A 20,060-nucleotide genomic window follows, 5' to 3' on the forward strand; every position below is an offset into this window, starting at 1 on the left:
AGGACGAGTAACGAGAGTTCCCCATGACAGCTGAAAGCACTCCGGCGCTCGTGCAGGTCGCGGACGCGGACACCGAAGGTCCGGCTCAGGCCGGGCCGTCGGCCGCCCGCGGCCCACGGGCGCGTAACACCAAGGCCTACCTCCAGTACGTGGCGGCCAAGATCGTGGGAGCGGCCGTCTCCCTGTTCGCGGTCCTGGTCACCAGCTTCTTCCTCTTCCGGCTCATTCCCAGCGACCCGGTGAAGCAGATGACGGGCGGCCGTCCCGTCTCCGCCGAACAGCTCCAGTCGCTGCGTCGTCAGTTCGGCCTCGACCAGCCGATGTGGCGGCAGTTCACCAGCTACGTCGGCGACGCCCTCACGGGCGACTTCGGCACTTCGTTCCAGTTCCACGCGCCCGTCATCGACAAGATCACCGAGGCGCTCCCCGCGACCCTGCTCCTCACCGGCACGTCGTACGTCCTGTACACCGCGCTCGGCATCTGGCTGGGCACCCGTACCGCCTGGCGCAACGGCTCCATGAGCGACCGCTTCAACACCGCGTTCGCGCTCACGCTCTACTCGGTGCCGTCGTTCTGGCTGGGCCTGCTCCTGATCATCGTCTTCGCGGTGGGCATCGGACCGATCCCCGGGATGTTCCCGACGGGCGGAATGCAATCGGGCGGCGAGAGCGGATTCGCGTACATCCTCGATGTGGCGCATCACCTGGTCCTCCCGGTGATCACGCTGGTCGCGGTCGGGTACGCGCAGACGCTTCTGGTGATGCGCTCCTCGCTGCTGGACGAGATGGGCAGCGACTATCTGACGACGGCCCGCGCGAAGGGGCTGCGGGACGATGTCGTACGCCGCAAGCACGCCGTGCCGAACGCGATGCTGCCGACGTTCACGCTGATGTTCGTGAACCTCGGCCAGGTGGTCGCCGGGCAGATCCTGGTCGAGACGGTGTTCTCCTGGCCGGGCCTCGGCGGTCTCTTCTACCAGGGGCTCAGCGTGCCCGATCTCCCCCTCGTGCAGGGGCTGTTCTTCGTCTTCGCCACCGCGGTGATCCTGGCGAACACCCTTGCCGATGTGCTGTATCCGTTGCTCGATCCCCGGGTGGGCCGATGACGACCGAATCCATGCCCACGCCCACGAAGGCCGAAGCGGCCGAGAACCCGCGCGCTCTGGCCCGGGCGCGTAAGCGCCGGTCCGTCGCCCGTTTCTGGCGGGAGTACCGCAGCCACAGGAGCGGACTGTGGGGTCTGGCCGCGCTCGTCCTGATCGCGCTGATCGCCGTGTTCGCGCCGCAGCTCGTCGGCGCCGACTCGCAGAGCGTCACCGGCGCGCCGGGAGGTGCGCTGGAGTCGCCGAGCGGTGAATTCCCGCTCGGTACGGACCAGTTCGGACGCAGCGTGCTGGCCCTGCTGGTGTGGGGCGCCCGGGTCTCGTTGACGGTCGGCCTGCTCGCGGCGTTCCTGTGCGTCGCCATCGGTACGGTCGTCGGCATCGTCGCGGGGCACTTCCACGGCTGGTACTCGACGGTCCTGATGCGGGTCACCGACTGGTTCCTGGTCATGCCGACCCTGGTCCTCGCGATCGCGCTCGCCACCGTGATGGACCGCTCGATGTGGACGGTCATCATCGCGATCGGCGTCACGACCTGGCCGACCACGGCCCGGCTGGTCCGTGCCCAGACCCTTGCCGTGGAGTCCCGCCCGTACATCGAGCGCGCCCGCGCCCTGGGCGGCGGCCACGGGCACATCATGGTCCGGCACGTGCTGCCGAACGTGATGCCGCTGGTGCTCGCGCAGACCACACTGGTGATCTCCAGCGCGATCCTCACGGAGGCCACCCTGGCCTTCCTCGGCCTCAGCGACCCGACCACCACCTCCTGGGGCGGCATGCTCCAGGACGCCCGCGAGGCGGGCGCGGTGAGCGCGGGCGACTGGTGGTACCTGGCACCGCCCGGGATCGCCATCGCCGTGGTGGCCCTGGCGTTCACGCTGTGCGGCCGCGCCATCGAGTCCGTCCTCAATCCCAAGCTGGGGGTGGCCCGTTGAGTACGACGAGCATCCAGAAGACGCCACTTCTCGACGTACGGGACCTCACGGTGACGTACGCCGGTGGAGCGCAGGCCGTCCGTGGCGTGAACCTCACCGTCGACGCTGGGCAGAAGCTCGGCATCGCCGGTGAGTCCGGCTGCGGGAAGTCGACGCTGGCGCTCGCGCTGCTGCGGCTGCTGCCCGCCGGGGCGAAGGTCTCCGGCGAGATCCTGCTGAACGGCGAGGACGTCCTCACCATGAAGTGGGGCCAGGTCAGGGCGGTGCGCTGGGCGGGGGCATCGATCGTGTTCCAGGGCGCGATGCACTCGCTCAACGCGGTGCACCGCATCGGGGAGCAGATCGCCGAGCCGATCCTGCTGCACAAGAAGGCGACGCAGGCCGGGGCGGCGAGGAAGGCCGGCGAACTCCTGGAACAGGTGGGGCTGCCGGCAGCCCGCGCGGACGCCTATCCGCACGAGCTGTCCGGCGGGCAGCGGCAGCGCGTGATGATCGCGATGGCGCTGGCCTGCGATCCGGACCTGATCATCGCGGACGAGCCGACCACGGCTCTTGATGTGATGATCCAGGCCCAGATCCTGCGGCTGATCGAGCAGTTGGTGTCCGAGCAGGACCTCGGCCTGATCATGATCAGCCATGACCTCGCGGTGCTCTCGGACACCTGCGACCGGCTCGCGGTGATGTACGCGGGCCGGGTCGTGGAGGAGGGCCCGGCGTCCGAGGTCTACGAGAACGCGCACCACCCGTACGGCAAAGCCCTGTCCGGCGCCTTTCCGCGCATCGGCGACCCGGCCTCCCGGTTCGCGCCCCGCGGGCTGCCCGGCGATCCGCCGGACCCGTCGGCGCTGCCCGGCGGCTGCACCTTTCACCCGCGCTGCCCGGTGGCCCTGGACTCCTGCACGACGCAGGACCAGGAGCTGCGGGACGCGGGGCCACAGCGGCGGGCCGCCTGTGTGCTGGTGGAGCCGGGAGTGGCCGCGGTCCCGGCCCGGCCGGGTGCCGAGGAAGCAAGGAGCACATCATGACGACCACCACTCCCCTGCTCAGCGCCCAGGGGCTGAAGGTCACCTTCCCCGGTCGGCGCGGGGCTGCCCCGGCGCGTGCCGTGGACAGCGTCGACCTGGATATCCGGCCCGGCGAGATCGTCGCCCTGGTCGGCGAGTCGGGCTGCGGCAAGACGACGCTGGCGCGTTCGCTGCTGGGCCTCGTCCCGCCGACGTCCGGGCAGGTGACCTTCGGCGGGCAGCCGCTCGACTATGCGAGCCGGGCGCTGAAGGCGTACCGCAAGCGGGTCCAGCTGGTGCTCCAGGACCCCAGCGGTTCGCTCAACCCGAGGCACACGGTGTACGACGCCGTCGCCGAGGGTCTGCGGATCCACGGGTACGCGGGTGACGAGCGGGCGGCGGTGGCCGGGGCGCTGTCGCGGGCGGGGCTGCGGCCTCCCGAGCGGTTCTTCCTGCGCTATCCGCACGAGCTGTCGGGCGGTCAGCGCCAGCGGGTCGTGATCGCGGGCGCGCTCGTGCTGGAGCCGGAACTCATCGTGGCCGACGAGCCGGTGGCCTCGCTGGACGCTTCGGTGCGCGGCGAGATCCTGGCCCTGCTGCTGCGGCTGCGGGACGAACTGGGTCTGTCCGCTCTGGTGGTCACGCACGACCTCGGCCTGGCGTGGAACATCGCCGACCGCGTCGCGGTGATGTACCTCGGGCGGATCGTGGAGACGGGCGAGGTGGAGCAGATCCTGACGGCTCCGCAGCACCCGTACACCCAGGCGCTGTTGTCGGTCCTGCCGGAGGCCGGGGGCGACCCGGTGATTCTGACCGGTGAGCCGCCGGACCCGTCCAGGGTGCCGTCCGGGTGCCGGTTCCATGCCCGCTGCCAGGTGCTGGCCTCGGGCGAGGCCGAGAGGGCGGGTGTCGCGGGCGCGTGCCGTACGAAGGACCTGCCGGTGCTCGCGGGCGGCGGGCAGACACAGGTGGCGTGCCACTGGGCGGGCGCGGCTGCGAAGGCGCGGGCGTAGCGGGGTGACCTGGGGCCTGTCCGGCGGATCACCCTCGGACGGGCCCCGGCTCGGCCGGCGGACGCCGCGCCGTCAGGCGCCGGGCGGGCTGCCGGTTGCCCGGCCGTGGATCGTCCCGGTCAGCTCGCCGAGCGGCCTGCCCGTCCCGCCCCACCGGTGCTGGATGATCTCCGCGGCGATCGAGACGGCGGTCTCCTCCGGTGTGCGCGCACCGAGGTCCAGCCCGACGGGCGAGGCGAGCCGCGCCAGTTCGGCCGCGTCGACCCCGGCCTCCCGCAGCCGCGCGGCCCGGTCCAGGTGGGTGTGCCGGCTGCCCATGACCCCGATGTACGCGGCAGGTGTGCGCAACGCGGCCACCAGCAACGGAACGTCGAACTTCGGATCGTGCGTCAGTACACAGATGACCGTCCGCTCGTCGATGTCCGTCGCCCCCAGATAGGTGTGCGGCCAGGCGCAGACCACCTCGTCGGCGGTGGGGAAGCGTTCCCGGGTCGCGAAGGCCGGGCGGGCATCGCAGACGGTGACCCGGTATCCGAGGAAGGAACCCATGCGTGCGGTGGCGGCCGCATGGTCGATGGCGCCGAAGACGAGCATCCGGGGCGGTGGCGCGTACGTCTGGACGAAGACGGACACCTCCTGCATCCGGCGCTCGCCGTGCGCCCCGTACCGCAGGGCGCCGGTCGCACCCTGGGCGAGCAGTCCCCGGGCGTCGTCGGTGACGGCCGAGTCGAGCCCTTCGTCGCCGAGCGTTCCCTGTGTGGTCCGTGCCCGGACGACCAGGCAGGCGCCGGTCTCCGCCTCGCCCGAGATGACGGTGGCGACGGCGACGGGCTCACCCCTGCCGATGCTGTCGACGGCCTCCCGCAGCCGAGCCCGGTCGGCCGCCGACGCGTAGGACCTGACGAACACCTCGATCGTGCCGCCGCACGTCAGGCCCACGCCGAACGCCTCGTCGTCGCTGATCCCGTACGTCTGCAGCTGAGGGCTCCCGGTGGCGAGGACCTCGCCCGCCACCTCGTACACCGCGCCCTCGACGCAGCCTCCGGAGACGCTGCCCGCCACCGCGCCCTCTGCGGTCACGGCCATCATCGCGCCGGGTGCGCGTGGGGCGCTGCCGCGTACGGAGACGACGGTCGCCAGGGCGAAGGGGGTGCCGGCGTCGTGCCAGGCACGCAGTTCCGACAGCAGTTCACGCACGGCACGGACCTCCTCCCGGCCGGATGCGGTCCGGCTCGATGCGGCCTCACCATAAACGATGCTTTAGCGGTCAGATACTGACCACTAGGCGCTTCCCAAGACGTTCGGCCTGGATCTGCGGACCGCCCTGAACTACTCGCTGCTGTCCCATGTGACCGGGCTGATCGGCTGTCTGCTGGTCGCCCTGGTCATCGACAAGGTGGGACGCCGGATCTCACTCACCGTCGGGCTCGGCGGCGCGGCGGTCGCGCTGCTCTCGCCGGCCGTCTCAGGCGCCACCTCGGACGGCCAGGTCGCGGTCTGGGCCTCGGTGGCGACGCTCTTCGTGTTCGCCACCAGTGTCAGCCTCTACCTGTACACACCCGAGCTGTACCCGACCCGCAGCCGGGCGCGCGGAGCGTCGTTCGGCGGGGTGTGGAACCGGCTCGGCGTCATCCTCGGGCCCATCGTGGTCGGCGCGATCATCGGCTCGGGCGGCAGCCTCGCGATGGTCCTCACCCAGCTGGGCTGCGTCGCGGTGGCCGGTGCCGTGGTCGCATGGTTCGCCGTGGAGACCAAGGGGCGCACGCTGGAGGAGCTGAACAGCTGATTCCGACACGACCGGGGCCGGGACCGTTCTCCACGGTCCCGGCCCCGGTCGTGTACGAGGAAAGGCTCAGCCGCGCTCGTACGCGGAGATCAGCTCGCTGCACCGCTTCACATCGGCGGCCATCGCCACGAGCAGGTCGTCGATCGAGTCGAACTTCAGCATCCCGCGTACGTACGCGAGGAAGTCCACCGACACGTGGAGCCCGTACAGGTCGAGGCCGACGCGGTCGATCGCGTACGCCTCCACCGTCCGCTCCGTGCCGTCGAACTGCGGGTTCGTGCCGACCGAGATCGCGGCGGGCATCGCCTCGCCGTTCACATTGAGCCAGCCCGCGTAGACGCCGTCGGCGGGGATAGCGGTGTGTGGCAGCGTCTCCACGTTGGCCGTGGGGAAGCCCATCTCACGGCCGCGCTGTGCGCCGCGGACCACGACGCCCTCGACCCGGTGCGGCCGGCCCAGGATCTCGGCGGCGCCCGCGACATCGCCCTCGGCGACCAGCCGTCGGGTGAGGGTGGAGGAGAACGGCTGGCCGCCGCCCGCCGCACCGCTCACATACAGGTCGATGACCTCGACGCCGTAGTCGTACGTCTCGCCGAACTCGGTGAGCAGTTGCACATTCCCGGCCGCCTTGTGACCGAAGCGGAAGTTGGGGCCCTCGATGACCAGCTGCGCGTGCAGCTTGTCGACGAGCACCTTCACGATGAAGTCGGCCGGCGCCAGCTTCGAGAACTCGGTGGTGAACGGCAGGATCAGCACCGCGTCCACCCCCAGCTCCGCCATCAGCTCGGCGCGCCGGTGGTGCGGGGCGAGCAGCGGCGGGTGGCTGCCGGGCCGTACGACCTCGCTGGGATGCGGGTCGAAGGTCACCACGACCGACGGCACACCCAGCTCGCGTGCCCGTTCCACGGCCCGCCCGATGATCAGCTGGTGTCCGCGGTGCACCCCGTCATAGGAGCCGATGGTGACGACGCTGCGTCCCCAGTCCTGGGGGATGTCCTCCAAGCCACGCCAGCGCTGCACTGTGACCGCTCCTCGCCCGAACCCGTGTACGTGAGATTGCCTGTTACGCAGGTCTAAGACTGCCATGCTCACGCCCCGCGGCCTGCACCGGCATCGTCTTGGGGCTTCCCAGCGCCTCCACCGTCCGCCGCGCGCTCGGGCCGACGAGCGCCGCCCACTCCTGCGGGGCGTCTGCCAGCCACCCGGTGACCAGGGCCGCGAATCCGGGCACGTCACGAGCGAGTTCGACCAGTCGGCGGTCGAAGCGGACCGCGCCCTCTGGGGTACGGACCAGCAGCATCCCGGTGCGGTGGACCAGGGCGCGGGTGCGGGCCGGTGCACGTTGGCAGGAGCCGGTCGCGGCAGCCCGCAGCAGGGCGTCGAGCACGGCCGGGTCGCGGTGGGCGTCCTGCTCGAATTCCAGCAGGACCTCCAGCAGCTCGCCCCTCAGCTGCCCGGAGGCGGGGCTGCCGGGCGCCGCGAGCACCCCGGCGAGCCCGCCGCGCACCGGCGGCGGCACGGGACGGTCCCGCAGCAGTCCGGTCACCAGGGGCAGCAGCAGGGCGCGGGCGGCGGGTCCGTGCTCCAGCCTCCGGTCGATGTACGAGGCGGCGTGCACGGCGTCGTCCGGGTGGCTGTCGATGTATGCCCGCACGAGCCCGGCGGCGTGCAGGGCCAGCGCGGGGGCGTCGATCCCGGCCAGCGAGCACAGCACCTCGCCCGCCCCCTCGTCGGGCCGGGTGAGCCGCTCCCGGAACGCGGTGAGCACCTGCTCCGCATGGGAGGGCAGCGCGATGGTGAGCGCGTGCGCGGGCAGCTGCGGCTCGCCCGCGGCGAAGGCCCGCAGAGCCTGCGGGAGATAGCGGTCCCTGGTCTGCGGATCCTGTACGAGGAGGGTGAGCGCGGCCCCGTGCAGGGAGGCGTCGGCCGGGTGGGCCAGCAGGGCGCGGGCGGCTCGGCGCAGCAGCTCGCGGTCGGCGTCGAGGGTGACGTGCGCCGCGGTGACCAGTGCGTACGAGGCGGCGGCGGTCCGGCGTGCGGGCCGGCCCTCGTCACGGGCCCATCTGTCGACGGCCCGGCAGAGCGCGGAGGGCTCGTCCTCGGCCAGCGCGGCGAGCAGTTCCCCGGCCCGGGGGTGGGCGGTCGAGACGAGTGCGTCGGTCAGATCGTCGACGGCCAGGTCCCGACGGGCGTAGAGCAGCGCCTGAGCGGCGGCGGCCACGGTCGGACGGATCGTGACGCCCTCATCGCCAGGGAGAGGGCGCTCGTCGGTGAACCAGCCGCAGAGCAGCGGCTGCATGGTCCGGGGCTGCGCAACCAGCCGCCGCGCGACCGCATCCAGAAACCGCTCGCCGCTGTTGCCGTCGGGGTACGGGTCGCAGGTGCGGTCACCGTCATCACCACGGGGGTCGGCACGGCGCGGGCCGTCGGCGGGGACGAGACGCCGGAACAGATCGATCCGGTCCGCCTCGGGCAGCCTCAGCCGCCGCCAGAACCACGGCCCGAACTCGGCGTACACCCCCGCCCCCTGGCTCCCCGGCCCGGCCGTGGCCGCACGCCGGACGATATGGCCGGCGAGCATCCGCAGCACCCCGAGATGGGGCCGGGCATCGGGCACCCGGAGCAGCGTCTCCGAGAGCAGGTGCACCGCCCACCAGCGGGCGTCATGGCCGGCCTCGGCACGCGCCCCCGGCCCCGGCGACATCCGGTCCAGGGCCTCGATCAGATCGGCCAGCCGGTGCGCCAGCGCGGCAGGGCCCTGGCGGCGGCCCAGGAGCAGCAGGGCCTGGATCACCGGGCCGGTCCGATGGCGCGGGACGGGCAGGGTGCGCGGCCCCGTCGTCACCGCGGCTTCCACTGCCACTTCGGGCACGGACGCCCGGCTGCGCCCGGTACGCGGACTCCTCGGCTGCGGAACGCGTGGCTCCGCCGCCATCGCTCCCGGTCCCTTCTCCGCATGCCAGCGGTGGACCAGCGCGTGCAGCGCCGCGTCCAGGTCCAGGTGGGCGCCCTGTACCCAGTCCCCCAGCTCCTCGTGCGCGAAGCGGTAGCCCGCTCCCGCCGGGACGAGCAGCCCCTCGGTGAGAACCGCCGACGCCCAGCCCGCGCGCCAGGGGAACACTTCCTCGAACGCCGCCCGGTCCAGCTCCCCCTGTCCGGGACCCAGACAACGCCGCGCCGCTTCGTGGACCTGCCCCGCCACCTGCGCGGCCAGCCGGCGGACCGCGGTGCCGCCGGGCGCCGGGCCCGATCCGGCTGCGATGCGGACCGCGATGCGCAGGCACATCAGGTCCAGGTGGGCGCCGAAGACGTCCTCCGCGGCCGGCTGCCCGGCGACGTCCTCGGGCAGTGCCTCGCGCACCTCCGCGAGGAGACGCAGGGTGAGCGGGTGCCGGCCGTGGCCCGGGGCGAGCGCATCGGGCGGGATGGCGTACCGATCCCGGGCCTGTTCGGCCTGGCTCGCGGTGAGGTCGCCGAGACGGACCGCGGACGGAAGCCGCCTCGCAGGCCTGGCGGGGCGGTGCAGGGAACCGGGCGGGCAGAGCGCACCGGCCGTCTCCCAGTGCTCGGGCGTGCACGCGACCACGAGCCGCGCCCCGCACTCCCGCAGCCAGTCGACGGTGCCCGCGGTCCACCGGGCCAGCCCGTGGGCCAGTACGGGAGGCATCTCCTCGGGGCCGTCGAGCAGGACGAGCAGCGGGCTCCCGGACTCTTCGGCCAGCCCGGCCACCCGCTCGGGGGTGGCGCTCGCCATGTCGCCCCTCGCACCGGCGGCGGTGACGATCCGCCCGGCCCGCCGGAGCGTACGGGCGATCGCGTCGGCGACCGAGGCGTCGTCGGCCAGCAGATCGGCGCCGCGCAGCCAGAGGGTGGGCGCGGGTACGGCGCCGCGGGTACGGCGGGCGGCGAGTGCGGCCAGTTCGGTGGTGCGGCCGGTGCCCGGCGCTCCGACGAGACCGAGGAGCACGGCGGGGCCGTGCGGTGCGGACGAGGAGGGGCCGGGGGTCGAGAAGGCTCTGAACTCCGCGATGACGTCCGGGCGTTCGACCGGATCGGAACAGCCGGCCGGCCCGCCCGCCGAGCCGAGCGATGTCGCGGTGAGGTGCAGGGCGCCCGCGAGATTCAGGTCGCGTCCGTATCCGGGAACGCTCGTCGCGTTGCGCCGCAGCAGCTCGCCCAGCGGACCGTCGCTGCCCGCGCAACTGAGCGGCACCGCGAACCCTGCGGCAGCATGGCCGACGCGCAGCGCGGTGCCGAGCACGGCGATGACCGCGCCGCTCTCCGGATCGAGGACGGGCCCGCCCACCGCCGCGCCACCGAGCCGCAGCGCGTCTCTGCCGTCCGTACCGAGCGCCAGCTCCAATGCTGCGCCGATCCGATGGGAGCTGCCGTTCGCGGTGTACGTCACCGGGGCGGTGCCGAGCACCCGCGCCTCGCGCCAGCCGTGGGCGGCGATCGTCACATACGTACCGGCGCCGATCCGGTCCCGTAAGGCGATCGGCATCGGCTCCACGCCGAGCGTGGAGAGCCCTGAGGTGCGCAGCAGGGCGAGGTCCAGCTCGGGCAGCGCGGTGACATCGGCGGCCTCGACGGGGCAGCTGCGACCGTCCGTTCCGTACAGGACGAGCCGGGCGAGGCCGTCGACCGCTTCGTGGCTGGTCACCACCGTGCCCCGGTCGTCGGCGACGAATCCGGTCCCCCGCGGCCGGCCGGCCGAATCGCAGATACGTACCAGCGCTGTCCGGTCCCCGCTTCCCATGGTCCGACGTTAGGCCGACGGTGATCGGCGCGAATACCACTCGGAGTAAAAGCGCCCCCGAATGCACCCCTGATTCACTCCGAGCGCCTGCTCGTTGGGGTGAATTCATGGCGTCCGATGGACAGAAACCTTTGGGGGATCGTGGAGCGGGCACAGGGGCCCCGCCCGCTCCACGATGGGGTCTCAGGACCCGGGTCGCCGGTCAGGCGAAGACGGCGAGGCTCTTGGCCTTGCCCTTCTGTTCCTCGACGAGTACCAGGAACCGCCCGTCGGGCCCGAAGACCCCGACCGGTCCCGGCGGGAAGGCCGGCATGTCGAGCCGCACCCCGTGCAGCAGCAGTTTGGCGCGCTTCTCGTCCACGTCCCAGCGGGGGAACGCCGAGGCCGCGGCCTCGGCCACCGGCATCACGGTGAGCTCCTGCTGGTGCTGATCGAGCGTCCGCGCCACATCGAGGCCGTACGGCCCGACCCTGGTGCGCCGCAGCGCGGTCAGATGCCCGCCGACGCCGAGCCCGGCGCCGAGGTCGCGGGCGATCGCGCGGATGTACGTACCCGAGGAGCAGACGACGGAGACGACCAGGTCGACAACCGGCGTCCCGTCCTCGGCGACCGCCTCGCGGACGTCGTAGACGTTGAAGGACGAGATCGTCACCGGCCGGGCCGGGATCTCGAACTCCTCGCCGCCGCGCACCCGTGCGTAGGACCGCTTACCGTCGATCTTGATGGCGCTGACCTTGGACGGCACCTGCATGATCGGTCCGGTCAGGGCCGCCACCCCGGCGTCGATGCCCTCACGCGTCACACCGGACGCATCGGTGGACGAGGTGATCTCGCCCTCCGCATCGTCCGTGATGGTGTTCTGGCCGAGCCGGATCGTGCCGAGGTACTCCTTCTCGGTCAGCGCGAGATGGCCCAGCAGCTTGGTGGCCTTCTCCACACCGAGCACGAGAACGCCCGTCGCCATCGGATCCAGCGTGCCGGCATGGCCGACGCGGCGGGTCCGGGCGATGCCGCGCATCTTGGCGACAACGTCGTGCGAAGTAAAGCCGGACGGCTTGTCCACAATGACAAGGCCGTCCGGCGTCTTGTTCTGCGATGTCATTCGGAGGCGGTGTCCTCGTCGTTCTCGTCCTCCGCCTTGCGGTACGGGTCCGCGCCACCGGCGTACGTCGCGCCCGAGGACGCCTCGCGCACCCGTGCGTCCGAGGCCCGTGCCCGGTCGAGGAGGTCCTCGATCGCCTTGGCGTTCTCCGGGAGGGCGTCCGCCACGAAGGCCAGGGTGGGGGTGAATTTCGTCCCCGCCGCCGCTCCGACCGCCGAACGCAGGATGCCCTTGGCGCTCTCCAGGCCGGCCGCCGCGCTCGCCCGCTCCTCGTCGTCGCCGTAGACCGTGTAGAAGACCGTGGCCTCCCGCAGGTCGCCGGTGACCCGGGTGTCCGTGATGGTCACGTGCGTACCCAGACGCGGGTCCTTGATACCGCGCTGCAGTTTCTCGGCGACCACCTCCTGGATGAGGTCCGCCAGCTTTTTCGCCCGCGCGTTGTCGGCCACTGGTCCGTCTCCTTCTTTGCCTTGCTCAATCGTCTTCGTCGCTGTGCAGCCGTCGTCGTACGGACAACAGCTCCACCTCGGGCCGGCCGGCGATCAGCCGCTCGCACCGGTCGAGTACGTCTGTGAGGTGTCCGGTGTCCCCGGAGACCACGGCGAGGCCGATCTCGGCCCTGCGATGGAGATCCTGACCGCCCACCTCCGCCGCACTCACCGCGTATTTGCGCTGGAGCTCGGCGACGATCGGACGGACGATGGAGCGCTTCTCCTTCAACGACCGTACGTCGCCGAGAAGCAGATCGAAGGACAGTGTCCCCACATACATGTATGTCCGGATGTCCCGCCGGTTCGGGTTCGTGCCCTGCCAGCGCTTGGCAGGGACACAAGAACCGTACACGGAACGGCCGGGGCCGATCGACGGAAATACGACCCGTCGACCGGCCCCGACTGTTGAGGTACGGGTCAGCCTCGCGGCTTCTCGCGCATCTCGTACGTCGCGATGACGTCGTCGATCTTGATGTCGTTGAAGTTTCCGAGGTTGATACCGCCCTCGAAGCCTTCGCGGATCTCGGTGACGTCGTCCTTGAAGCGGCGCAGACCGGAGATGTTGAGGTTCTCCGCGATGACCTTGCCATCGCGCAGCAGGCGCGCCTTGGTGTTGCGCTTGACCTCGCCGGACCGGACCAGCACACCGGCGATGTTGCCCAGCTTGGACGAGCGGAAGATCTCGCGGATCTCCGCCGTGCCGAGCTCGACCTCTTCGTACTCCGGCTTGAGCATGCCCTTGAGGGCCGCTTCGATCTCTTCGATCGCCTGGTAGATGACCGAGTAGTACCGGACGTCCACGCCTTCGCGTTCGGCCATCTGCTGCGCACGCCCTGCGGCGCGCACGTTGAAGCCGATCACGATGGCGTCGGAGCCGGTCGCCAGGTCGATGTCCGACTCGGTGACCGCACCCACACCGCGGTGCAGGACCCGGATGTCGACCTCGTCACCGACGTCGAGCTGGAGCAGCGAGGACTCGAGAGCCTCCACCGAACCGGACGCGTCGCCCTTGATGATGAGGTTGAGTTCCTGGACCAGACCGGCCTTGAGCGCCTCGTCCAGGTTCTCCAGGGAGAACCGGACACCCTTGCGGGCGAAGTTGGCGTTGCGCTCACGGGCGGCACGCTTCTCGGCGATCTGACGGGCCGTACGGTCCTCGTCGACCACCAGGAAGTTGTCGCCGGCACCCGGGACGTTGGTGAGACCCAGCACGAGGACGGGGGTCGACGGACCCGCTTCCTCGACGTTGTTGCCGTTGTCGTCGAGCATCGCCCGGACACGGCCGTACGCGTCGCCGACCACCATCGTGTCGCCGATGCGCAGCGTGCCGCGCTGGACCAGGACGGTCGAAACGGCACCGCGGCCGCGGTCGAGGTGGGACTCGATCGCAATACCCTGCGCGTCCTGCTCCGGGTTGGCCCGCAGGTCGAGCGAGGCGTCGGCGGTGAGGACGACGGCCTCCAGAAGAGCCTCGATGTTGAGGCCCTGCTTGGCGGAGATGTCGACGAACATCGTGTCGCCGCCGTACTCCTCGGCCACCAGACCGAACTCGGTGAGCTGGCCGCGCACCTTGGTCGGGTCCGCGCCCTCGACGTCGATCTTGTTGACCGCGACCACGATCGGCACGTCGGCCGCCTTGGCGTGGTTCAGCGCCTCGATCGTCTGGGGCATCACACCGTCGTTCGCCGCCACCACGAGGATCGCGATGTCGGTGGACTTCGCACCACGGGCACGCATGGCGGTGAACGCCTCGTGACCCGGGGTGTCGATGAAGGTGATCCTGCGGTCCTCGCCGTTGACCTCGGAGGAGACCTGGTACGCACCGATGTGCTGCGTGATACCGCCGGCCTCGCCCGCAACGACGTTCGTCTTGCGGATCGCGTCCAGAAGTCGGGTCTTACCGTGGTCGACGTGACCCATGACGGTCACGACCGGCGGACGCGAGACCAGAGCCTCTTCGCCGCCCTCGTCCTCGCCGAACTCGATGTCGAAGGACTCGAGCAGCTCGCGGTCCTCCTCCTCCGGGCTGACGATCTCCAGGACGTAGTTCATCTCTTCGGCGAGCAGCTTCAGCGTCTCGTCGGAGACCGACTGCGTCGCCGTGACCATCTCGCCGAGGTTCATCATCACGGCGACGAGCGACGCCGGGTTGGCGTTGATCTTCTCCGCGAAGTCGGTGAGGGAGGCACCGCGCGACAGACGGACGGACTGTCCGTTGCCGCGAGGCAGCATGACGCCGCCCACCGACGGGGCCTGCATGGCCTCGTACTCCTGGCGCCTCTGCCGCTTCGACTTGCGACCACGACGCGCGGGACCGCCGGGACGGCCGAACGCACCCTGTGTGCCACCACGGCCACCGGGGCCGCCGGGACGTCCGCCGAAGCCGGGACGACCGCCGAAGCCGCCGCCACCACCGGGACGACCCGCACCGCCACCGCCACCGCCGCCACCGGGACGACCGGCGAAACCGCCGCCGCCACCACCGGGACCGGCCGGACGGCCTGCGAAGCCGCCGCCGGCGGGACGGCCTGCGCCGCCACCGCCACCCGGACGACCGCCACCACCGGGACCACGGCCACCGCCGGGGCCACCACCGGGACGCGGGCCCGCAGCGGGACGCTGCGGCATCATGCCCGGGTTCGGCCGGTTACCACCGGGGGCACCGCCCGGACGGGGAGCCTGCGGACGGGGCATGCCGCCCGGGGTCGGACGGGCACCGCCCTGACCCTGGGGACGCGGGGCACCACCGGGGCCGCCCTGGGGACGCGGGGCGCCCGGACGGTCCTGACCGCCACCGGGACGCGGTGCGCCGCCGGGACGGGGCGCCTGCGGACGGGCCATGCCCGTCGAGCCGCCGGAAGTGAAGGGGTTGTTGCCCGGACGGGGACCCGCCGGACGGGCGCCGCCGGGGCGCGGGGCACCCTGGCCTGCGGGACGGGCCGGACGGTCGCCGCCACGGCCACCGTCGCGCTCGCCACCACGGCCGCCGTCACGCTGACCGCCGGCCGGAGCCGGACGGGCATGACCACCGGCAGGACGGGGCCCGGGGGTGGCACCCGCGGGACGCGGGGCCTGCTGCGGCGCGGCCGGCTGGGCCGGAGCCGGAGCGGAGAACTCCGCTACGGGCACCGGGGTGACCGGAGCGGGCTTCGGCGCGGGCTTGGGACCCGGACGCGGGCCCGCCGACGGCGCGGAAGGCGCGGCAGCGGAAGGGGTACTGCTGGGGGCCTCGGCTGCGGCCGGCTTGGGGGCCGGGGCGCCGGGCTTCGGGGCAGCGGGACGTGCCGCAGCGGCCGGGGAGGGCGCTGCGGGCTTTGCGGGCGTCGCCTTGCGGGGCGCGCCAGGCTTTGCAGCGGACTTGCCGGCGTTGCCGCCGGGCCCCTGCAGTGCGTCAGTCAACTTGCGTACAACCGGCGCCTCGATCGTCGAGGACGCCGAACGTACGAATTCACCGAGTTCTTGGAGCTTGGCCATGACGACCTTGCTCTCGACGCCGAACTCCTTGGCGAGTTCGTATACCCGGACCTTAGCCACTTCGCTCCTTTTAGGTCCGGGTTACCGCCGGACCGTCGCTACTTCATGGGCGTACTCATCGCGTACTCATCGAGTGCTCATCGCAATCTCGACCTACTTCCAACTCGCGAGGTACCTGACCGCACGGGGTCCCGTGCCGTTCACTTCTTACGGTGTCACCCGCTCGACGAACCGCTGCACTGCGGCGGGGTCGAACGGCCCCTTGGCCTTGAAGGCCCGGGGGAACGCCCGGCGGCGAACCGCCAGGTCCAGACAGACAGAGACGGGGTGTACGTATGCACCCCGGCCGGGCAGCGTACCGCGAGGATCAGGGACGCAGGCGTCCTCGTCCGCGACGATGCGCAGCAGCTCGCTCTTGGCCGCCCGCTCCCGGCATCCCACACAGGTTCGCTCAGGGCAAGCGCGGGCGTGCGTCCGGCCAGACACGCTTAAGTCTACCTCCCCGCGCCGACCTCACCCCTTTGGGGCAAAAATCGAACGGATGTTGTCGTGTTCTCAGCGGTATGCCGCCCAGATGTATTCCCTGCGGCCCGCGCGACCGAGCCCCCTGGCACCCCTTCCGGGGAGGCGCCAGGAGTCCGGCGCGGGCCGCAGCCCGGCGACCGCCGGGTCGGTCAGCGGCGCTCCGAACGCTCGCGGGCCCGCTCGGCCCGCTCCCGGTCGGCGACGTCGCGCTCGGCGTCGGTCTCGGTGTCCGGACGGATGTCGATGCGCCAGCCGGTGAGGCGGGCGGCGAGGCGGGCATTCTGTCCCTCCTTGCCGATCGCGAGCGACAGCTGGTAGTCCGGAACGGTGACCCGGGCGGACCGTGCGCCGAGGTCCACGACCTCGACCTGGCTCACCCGCGCGGGCGACAGGGCGTTGGCGACCATCTCGGCCGGGTCGTCCGACCAGTCCACGATGTCGATCTTCTCGCCGTGCAGCTCGGCCATGACATTGCGCACCCGGCCGCCCATCGGGCCGATGCAGGCGCCCTTGGCGTTCAGCCCGGAACGGGTCGAACGGACCGCGATCTTGGTGCGGTGACCTGCCTCGCGGGCGATCGCGCAGATCTCGACGGAACCGTCCGCGATCTCCGGGACCTCCAGCGCGAAGAGCTTCTTCACCAGGTTGGGGTGGGTCCGCGACAGCGTCACGGACGGACCGCGCACGCCCTTGGCGACCCGTACGACATACGTACGCAGACGCAGGCCGTGGGTGTACTCCTCGCCCGGCACCTGCTCCTGCACCGGCAGGATCGCTTCCAGCTTGCCGATGTCGACCAGGACGTTCTTCGGGTCCTTGCCCTGCTGGACGACGCCGGTGACGACATCGCCCTCGTGGCCCGCGTACTCGCCGAACGTCCTGTCGTCCTCGGCGTCGCGCAGTCGCTGCAGGATGACCTGCTTGGCGGTGGTCGCGGCGATCCGGCCGAAGCCGGACGGGGTGTCGTCGAACTCCTTGGCCTCCTGGCCCGGTTCGAGGTCGGCCGGGTCCTCCTTCGCCCACACCGTCACATGGCCGCGCTCGTCGAGCTTCACGCGCGCGCGGCGGTGGCTGCCGTCCGTACGGTGGTAGGCGATGAGGAGGGCCGACTCGATCGCCTCGACGAGCACGTCGAAGGGGATCTCCTTGTCCTGTGCCAAGCCCTTCAAGAGCTTCACATCGATGTCCACGGCTACGCCTCCTCTTCCTTCTTGTCCTTGCGGCTGAATTCGATCTCCACGCGCGCCTTGGCGATCTCGTCGAAGGCGACCCGGCGGGACGTGGGCTTGCGGCCCTTGACGCCCGGCACTTCGAGGTCGAGTCCTTCTTCGTCCACGGCGAGGATGCGAGCCACCAGCTCGTCTCCCTCGCGCAGGTGCAGCTTGGCCAGGCGGCCCGTGGCACGTACGTAGTGGCGGTGCTCCGTCAGCGGTCGGTCGGCACCGGGGGAACTGACTTCGAGGACGTACTCGCCCTCGCCCATCGCGTCGGTCTCGTCGAGCTTCTCGGAGATCGCGCGGCTCAGCTCGGCGCAGGTGTCCAGCTCCACGCCTTCTTCGGAGTCCACGGTGATCCGCAGCACCCGGCGGCGGCCCGCCCGGGACACCTCGATCTCTTCGAGATCCAGCTGCTCGGCGCTGACGAGCGGTTCGAGCAGTCCGCGCAGCCTCTCGCTCTGGGTGGTGCTCATCCGGGTGACTCCTCGGCCGCGTGTGCTGTTGTGGGGATCTCGCGTGTCAGGTCAAAGGGTATCCGGTCCCGAGGGGTGTTGCCGTCCGCCTGCTCCGCTGCCGCGGGTACGCTCGCCTGCGGTGATCACTTCAGGACAGATCCAGTCAAGACAGGTCCAAGCCCGAAGGAGAACAAGTGCGGCGCACGGGGACGACGCGCAGAGGTGCGTTCACCGCGACGGGGGCGATCGCCATGGCGGCGGTGCTGGCCGGCTGCGGCGACGGGACCGGGCCCCGGAAGGGCTCCGCACGGGCCGACGCGGCGACCGCGGCCGAGCAGGCCGCCGCCGCACGGGCGGAGAAGACGCTGCGGGCGGGTGCCGCGCGTACCAGCAGGGAGCTGCTCGCCCGGTACGAACAGGTGGTCAGGGCCTATCCGGCGACCGCCGCCGGGCTCTCGCCGCTGCAGGACGCCGTACGGGCCCATGCCAAGGCACTGGTGCCTGATGGCGGCAAGACGCTCGTGTTCTCGCGGACACGGGCGACCGACGCCGAGGCCGCCCTCAAGGAGCTGGCCGCGGCGGAACGCCGCACCGCGGACGCCCACACGGCGACGCTGCTGAAAGCGCCGCCGGAGCTGGCCCGGCTGCTGGCGTCGATCGCGGCGGCGGGCGCGGCCCATGCCTATCTGCTGACCGAACTGGCCAAGGAGACCTCGTCATGAGCGCCGGAACACAGAAGGCGGCTCAGGCGGCCCTGGCCGCCGAACACGCGGCGGTGTACGCGTACGGGGTGGTCGGCGGCCGGGTCGCCGACGGCCGACGGGCCGAGGCCACTGCGGCCTACCACGCGCACCGGGCCCGGCGCGATGCGCTGGCACGGACCGTGCGCGACCTGGGCGGTGAACCTGTGGCGGCCCAGGCCGCTTACGCTCTGCCGTTCGCGGTGCCGGACCAGGCTGCGGCGGTGCGACTGGCCGCCCTGCTCGAGGACCGGGTCGCGGACGTGTACTCCGATCTCGTACGGGCCGCCGCGGGTCCGCTCAGGCGCGAGGCCGCGGATGCGCTGCGGGAGGCCGCGGTGCGTGCGGTCCGTTGGCGGGGCAGCGGCGTACCCTTTCCCGGGCTCGCCGAGCGGACCGCCGCCGGGACCCGCGCGACGGCAGGGACCAATGCGAACGCCGGGTCCGACGCGATCCACGGGACCGATGTGACGAACCGGACCGGCGCGACGCACTGAAGAACCTCTGAAAGGGAACAAAGCACGTATGGGTTTCGAACCGCCGCAGCGTCTGGTGCGAGCGCTCGGCGAGTCGTACGGGGATGCGGCCGCCGCCGACTGGCTCGCGCAGCTTCCCGCACTGACCGAGGAAGCGCTGTCCTCGACCGGGCAGCAGCTGACCGTGGAACGGGTCGCGGCCCCCGGGGGCCGCAGCAGTCTGGTCCTGCTGGTGACATGCTCCGACGGCACCCCGGCCGCGCTGAAGATCGCTCCGTCCGGGGCCGCGCCCGAGCTGGAGCAGGCGGCGCTCGCTCACTGGAACGGCTGGGGCGCGGTGCAGCTCCTCAACGGCGGCCCCAACGCACTGCTGCTCGAACGACTGCATCCCGAGGTGTCGCTGCGCTCACTGCCGGAGGCGAAGGCGCTGCTGGAGGCGGCGGGGACGGTGCGCCGGCTCTGGGTCGAGCCGCCGGCCGGCCATGGATTCGAGACGGTCGCCGAGCGGACCGGGCGCCGTACGGAGCCGATGCGCGCCTACGCCGCAGCCGACCCGAGCCTGGAGCCGCTGGTCTCCGCGGCGCTCGCGGCGCGTGAGGAGCTTGTCGCCCACTCCCCCGAACTCCTGCTGCTGCACGGCAATTTCCGTCAGAGCAAGGTGCTCGCGGGCGAGCGGGTGCCCTGGCTGACGGTCGGGCCGGAGCCGCTGGTCGGTGAGCGGGCCTACGATCTGGCGCGCCTGGTGCGTGACCGCGTCGAGGATCTGATCGCCTCCCCCGGCGGCCCGGTGACGGCCCGTCGGCGGATCAAGAAGCTCGCCGATTCGCTGGACGTGGACCGGGAGCGGCTGCACGGCTGGACGCTGTTCCGCGCGGTGGAGTCGGGAACCCGGGCGCTGGCGGTCGGCCGTCGCCAGGAGGGCGAGCTGACGCTGGAGTTCGCGGGCTGGCTGTGAATGCCCTCGCAAAGCCGTAGGCCCC

The 20,060-nt window shown here is 71.8% G+C and carries 18 protein-coding genes; 8 read left to right on the top strand and 10 right to left on the bottom strand.

Translation table 11 applies throughout. The features are described 5' to 3' along the window. The first annotated feature begins 23 nt into the window (after positions 1–23). The 4 genes from OG609_RS10605 to OG609_RS10620 are packed head-to-tail and all read left to right on the top strand — an operon-like array spanning position 24 to position 4,055. Entirely contained in the window at positions 24–1,106 is a 1,083-nt protein-coding gene (locus OG609_RS10605; RefSeq protein WP_327272587.1) for an ABC transporter permease, read from the top strand. After that, a complete protein-coding gene (locus tag OG609_RS10610) occupies positions 1,103–2,038 on the top strand; it encodes an ABC transporter permease (protein WP_327272588.1) in 936 nt (311 codons plus the stop codon). The genes OG609_RS10605 and OG609_RS10610 overlap by 4 nt, the downstream gene beginning before the upstream one ends. Beyond that, positions 2,035–3,063: an ABC transporter ATP-binding protein gene (locus tag OG609_RS10615; RefSeq protein WP_327272589.1), complete on the top strand. Its 1,029-nt coding sequence runs from the start codon at positions 2,035–2,037 to the stop codon at positions 3,061–3,063. Before OG609_RS10610 ends, OG609_RS10615 begins: the two co-directional genes overlap by 4 nt. Continuing rightward, positions 3,060–4,055: an ABC transporter ATP-binding protein gene (locus tag OG609_RS10620; RefSeq protein ID WP_327272590.1), complete on the top strand. Its 996-nt coding sequence runs from the start codon at positions 3,060–3,062 to the stop codon at positions 4,053–4,055. Before OG609_RS10615 ends, OG609_RS10620 begins: the two co-directional genes overlap by 4 nt. A 72-nt stretch (positions 4,056–4,127) precedes the next feature. Here OG609_RS10620 and OG609_RS10625 read toward each other — a convergent pair whose 3' ends face one another. Then, positions 4,128–5,252, bottom strand: a complete 1,125-nt coding sequence (locus OG609_RS10625; RefSeq protein ID WP_327272591.1) for an XdhC family protein — start codon at positions 5,250–5,252, stop codon at positions 4,128–4,130. 142 nt (positions 5,253–5,394) lie between these two features. Between OG609_RS10625 and OG609_RS10630 the strand changes: the two genes are divergently transcribed. Beyond that, positions 5,395–5,841: an MFS transporter gene (locus OG609_RS10630; RefSeq protein WP_327278000.1), complete on the top strand. Its 447-nt coding sequence runs from the start codon at positions 5,395–5,397 to the stop codon at positions 5,839–5,841. A gap of 66 nt (positions 5,842–5,907) precedes the next feature. On the opposite strand, the gene OG609_RS10635 is transcribed toward OG609_RS10630, so the two are convergent. From OG609_RS10635 to rimP, 9 genes are all read right to left on the bottom strand, one after another. Continuing rightward, entirely contained in the window at positions 5,908–6,861 is a 954-nt protein-coding gene (locus OG609_RS10635) for a bifunctional riboflavin kinase/FAD synthetase (RefSeq protein WP_327272592.1), read from the bottom strand. 43 nt (positions 6,862–6,904) lie between these two features. After that, positions 6,905–10,600, bottom strand: a complete 3,696-nt coding sequence (locus OG609_RS10640) for a serine protease (RefSeq protein WP_327272593.1) — start codon at positions 10,598–10,600, stop codon at positions 6,905–6,907. Positions 10,601–10,802: 202 nt separating this feature from the next. Beyond that, positions 10,803–11,702, bottom strand: coding sequence for a tRNA pseudouridine(55) synthase TruB (truB, locus tag OG609_RS10645; protein WP_327272594.1), 900 nt, complete (start codon positions 11,700–11,702; stop codon positions 10,803–10,805). After that, positions 11,699–12,151, bottom strand: coding sequence for a 30S ribosome-binding factor RbfA (rbfA, locus tag OG609_RS10650; RefSeq protein WP_093894187.1), 453 nt, complete (start codon positions 12,149–12,151; stop codon positions 11,699–11,701). Before rbfA ends, truB begins: the two co-directional genes overlap by 4 nt. Positions 12,152–12,176: 25 nt before the next feature. Further along, the gene (locus OG609_RS10655) at positions 12,177–12,473 is read right to left on the bottom strand and encodes a DUF503 domain-containing protein (RefSeq protein ID WP_093894188.1); all 297 of its coding nucleotides are present in this window, start codon (positions 12,471–12,473) and stop codon (positions 12,177–12,179) included. A 137-nt stretch (positions 12,474–12,610) separates the two neighbouring features. Next, positions 12,611–15,727, bottom strand: a complete 3,117-nt coding sequence (gene infB, locus OG609_RS10660) for a translation initiation factor IF-2 (RefSeq protein WP_327272595.1) — start codon at positions 15,725–15,727, stop codon at positions 12,611–12,613. Between the two features lie 147 nt (positions 15,728–15,874). Beyond that, entirely contained in the window at positions 15,875–16,153 is a 279-nt protein-coding gene (locus tag OG609_RS10665; protein ID WP_327272596.1) for a YlxR family protein, read from the bottom strand. Positions 16,154–16,341: 188 nt separating this feature from the next. Then, complete coding sequence (gene nusA, locus OG609_RS10670) at positions 16,342–17,382, bottom strand: transcription termination factor NusA (protein WP_327272597.1); 1,041 nt, start codon at positions 17,380–17,382, stop codon at positions 16,342–16,344. A gap of 2 nt (positions 17,383–17,384) precedes the next feature. Beyond that, positions 17,385–17,882, bottom strand: coding sequence for a ribosome maturation factor RimP (gene rimP / locus OG609_RS10675; RefSeq protein WP_327272598.1), 498 nt, complete (start codon positions 17,880–17,882; stop codon positions 17,385–17,387). A 176-nt stretch (positions 17,883–18,058) separates the two neighbouring features. Between rimP and OG609_RS10680 the strand changes: the two genes are divergently transcribed. Genes OG609_RS10680 through OG609_RS10690 form a run of 3 tightly spaced genes read left to right on the top strand, consistent with a single transcriptional unit; the run spans position 18,059 to position 20,035 of the window. Then, entirely contained in the window at positions 18,059–18,586 is a 528-nt protein-coding gene (locus OG609_RS10680; RefSeq protein ID WP_327272599.1) for a hypothetical protein, read from the top strand. Continuing rightward, entirely contained in the window at positions 18,583–19,101 is a 519-nt protein-coding gene (locus tag OG609_RS10685) for a ferritin-like domain-containing protein (protein ID WP_327272600.1), read from the top strand. Before OG609_RS10680 ends, OG609_RS10685 begins: the two co-directional genes overlap by 4 nt. A gap of 28 nt (positions 19,102–19,129) precedes the next feature. Next, entirely contained in the window at positions 19,130–20,035 is a 906-nt protein-coding gene (locus OG609_RS10690; protein ID WP_327272601.1) for an aminoglycoside phosphotransferase family protein, read from the top strand. Positions 20,036–20,060: the final 25 nt, after the last annotated feature.

Origin of the sequence: Streptomyces sp. NBC_01224, from assembly GCF_036002945.1 — a bacterium.
Classification (GTDB): Bacteria; Actinomycetota; Actinomycetes; order Streptomycetales; family Streptomycetaceae; genus Streptomyces.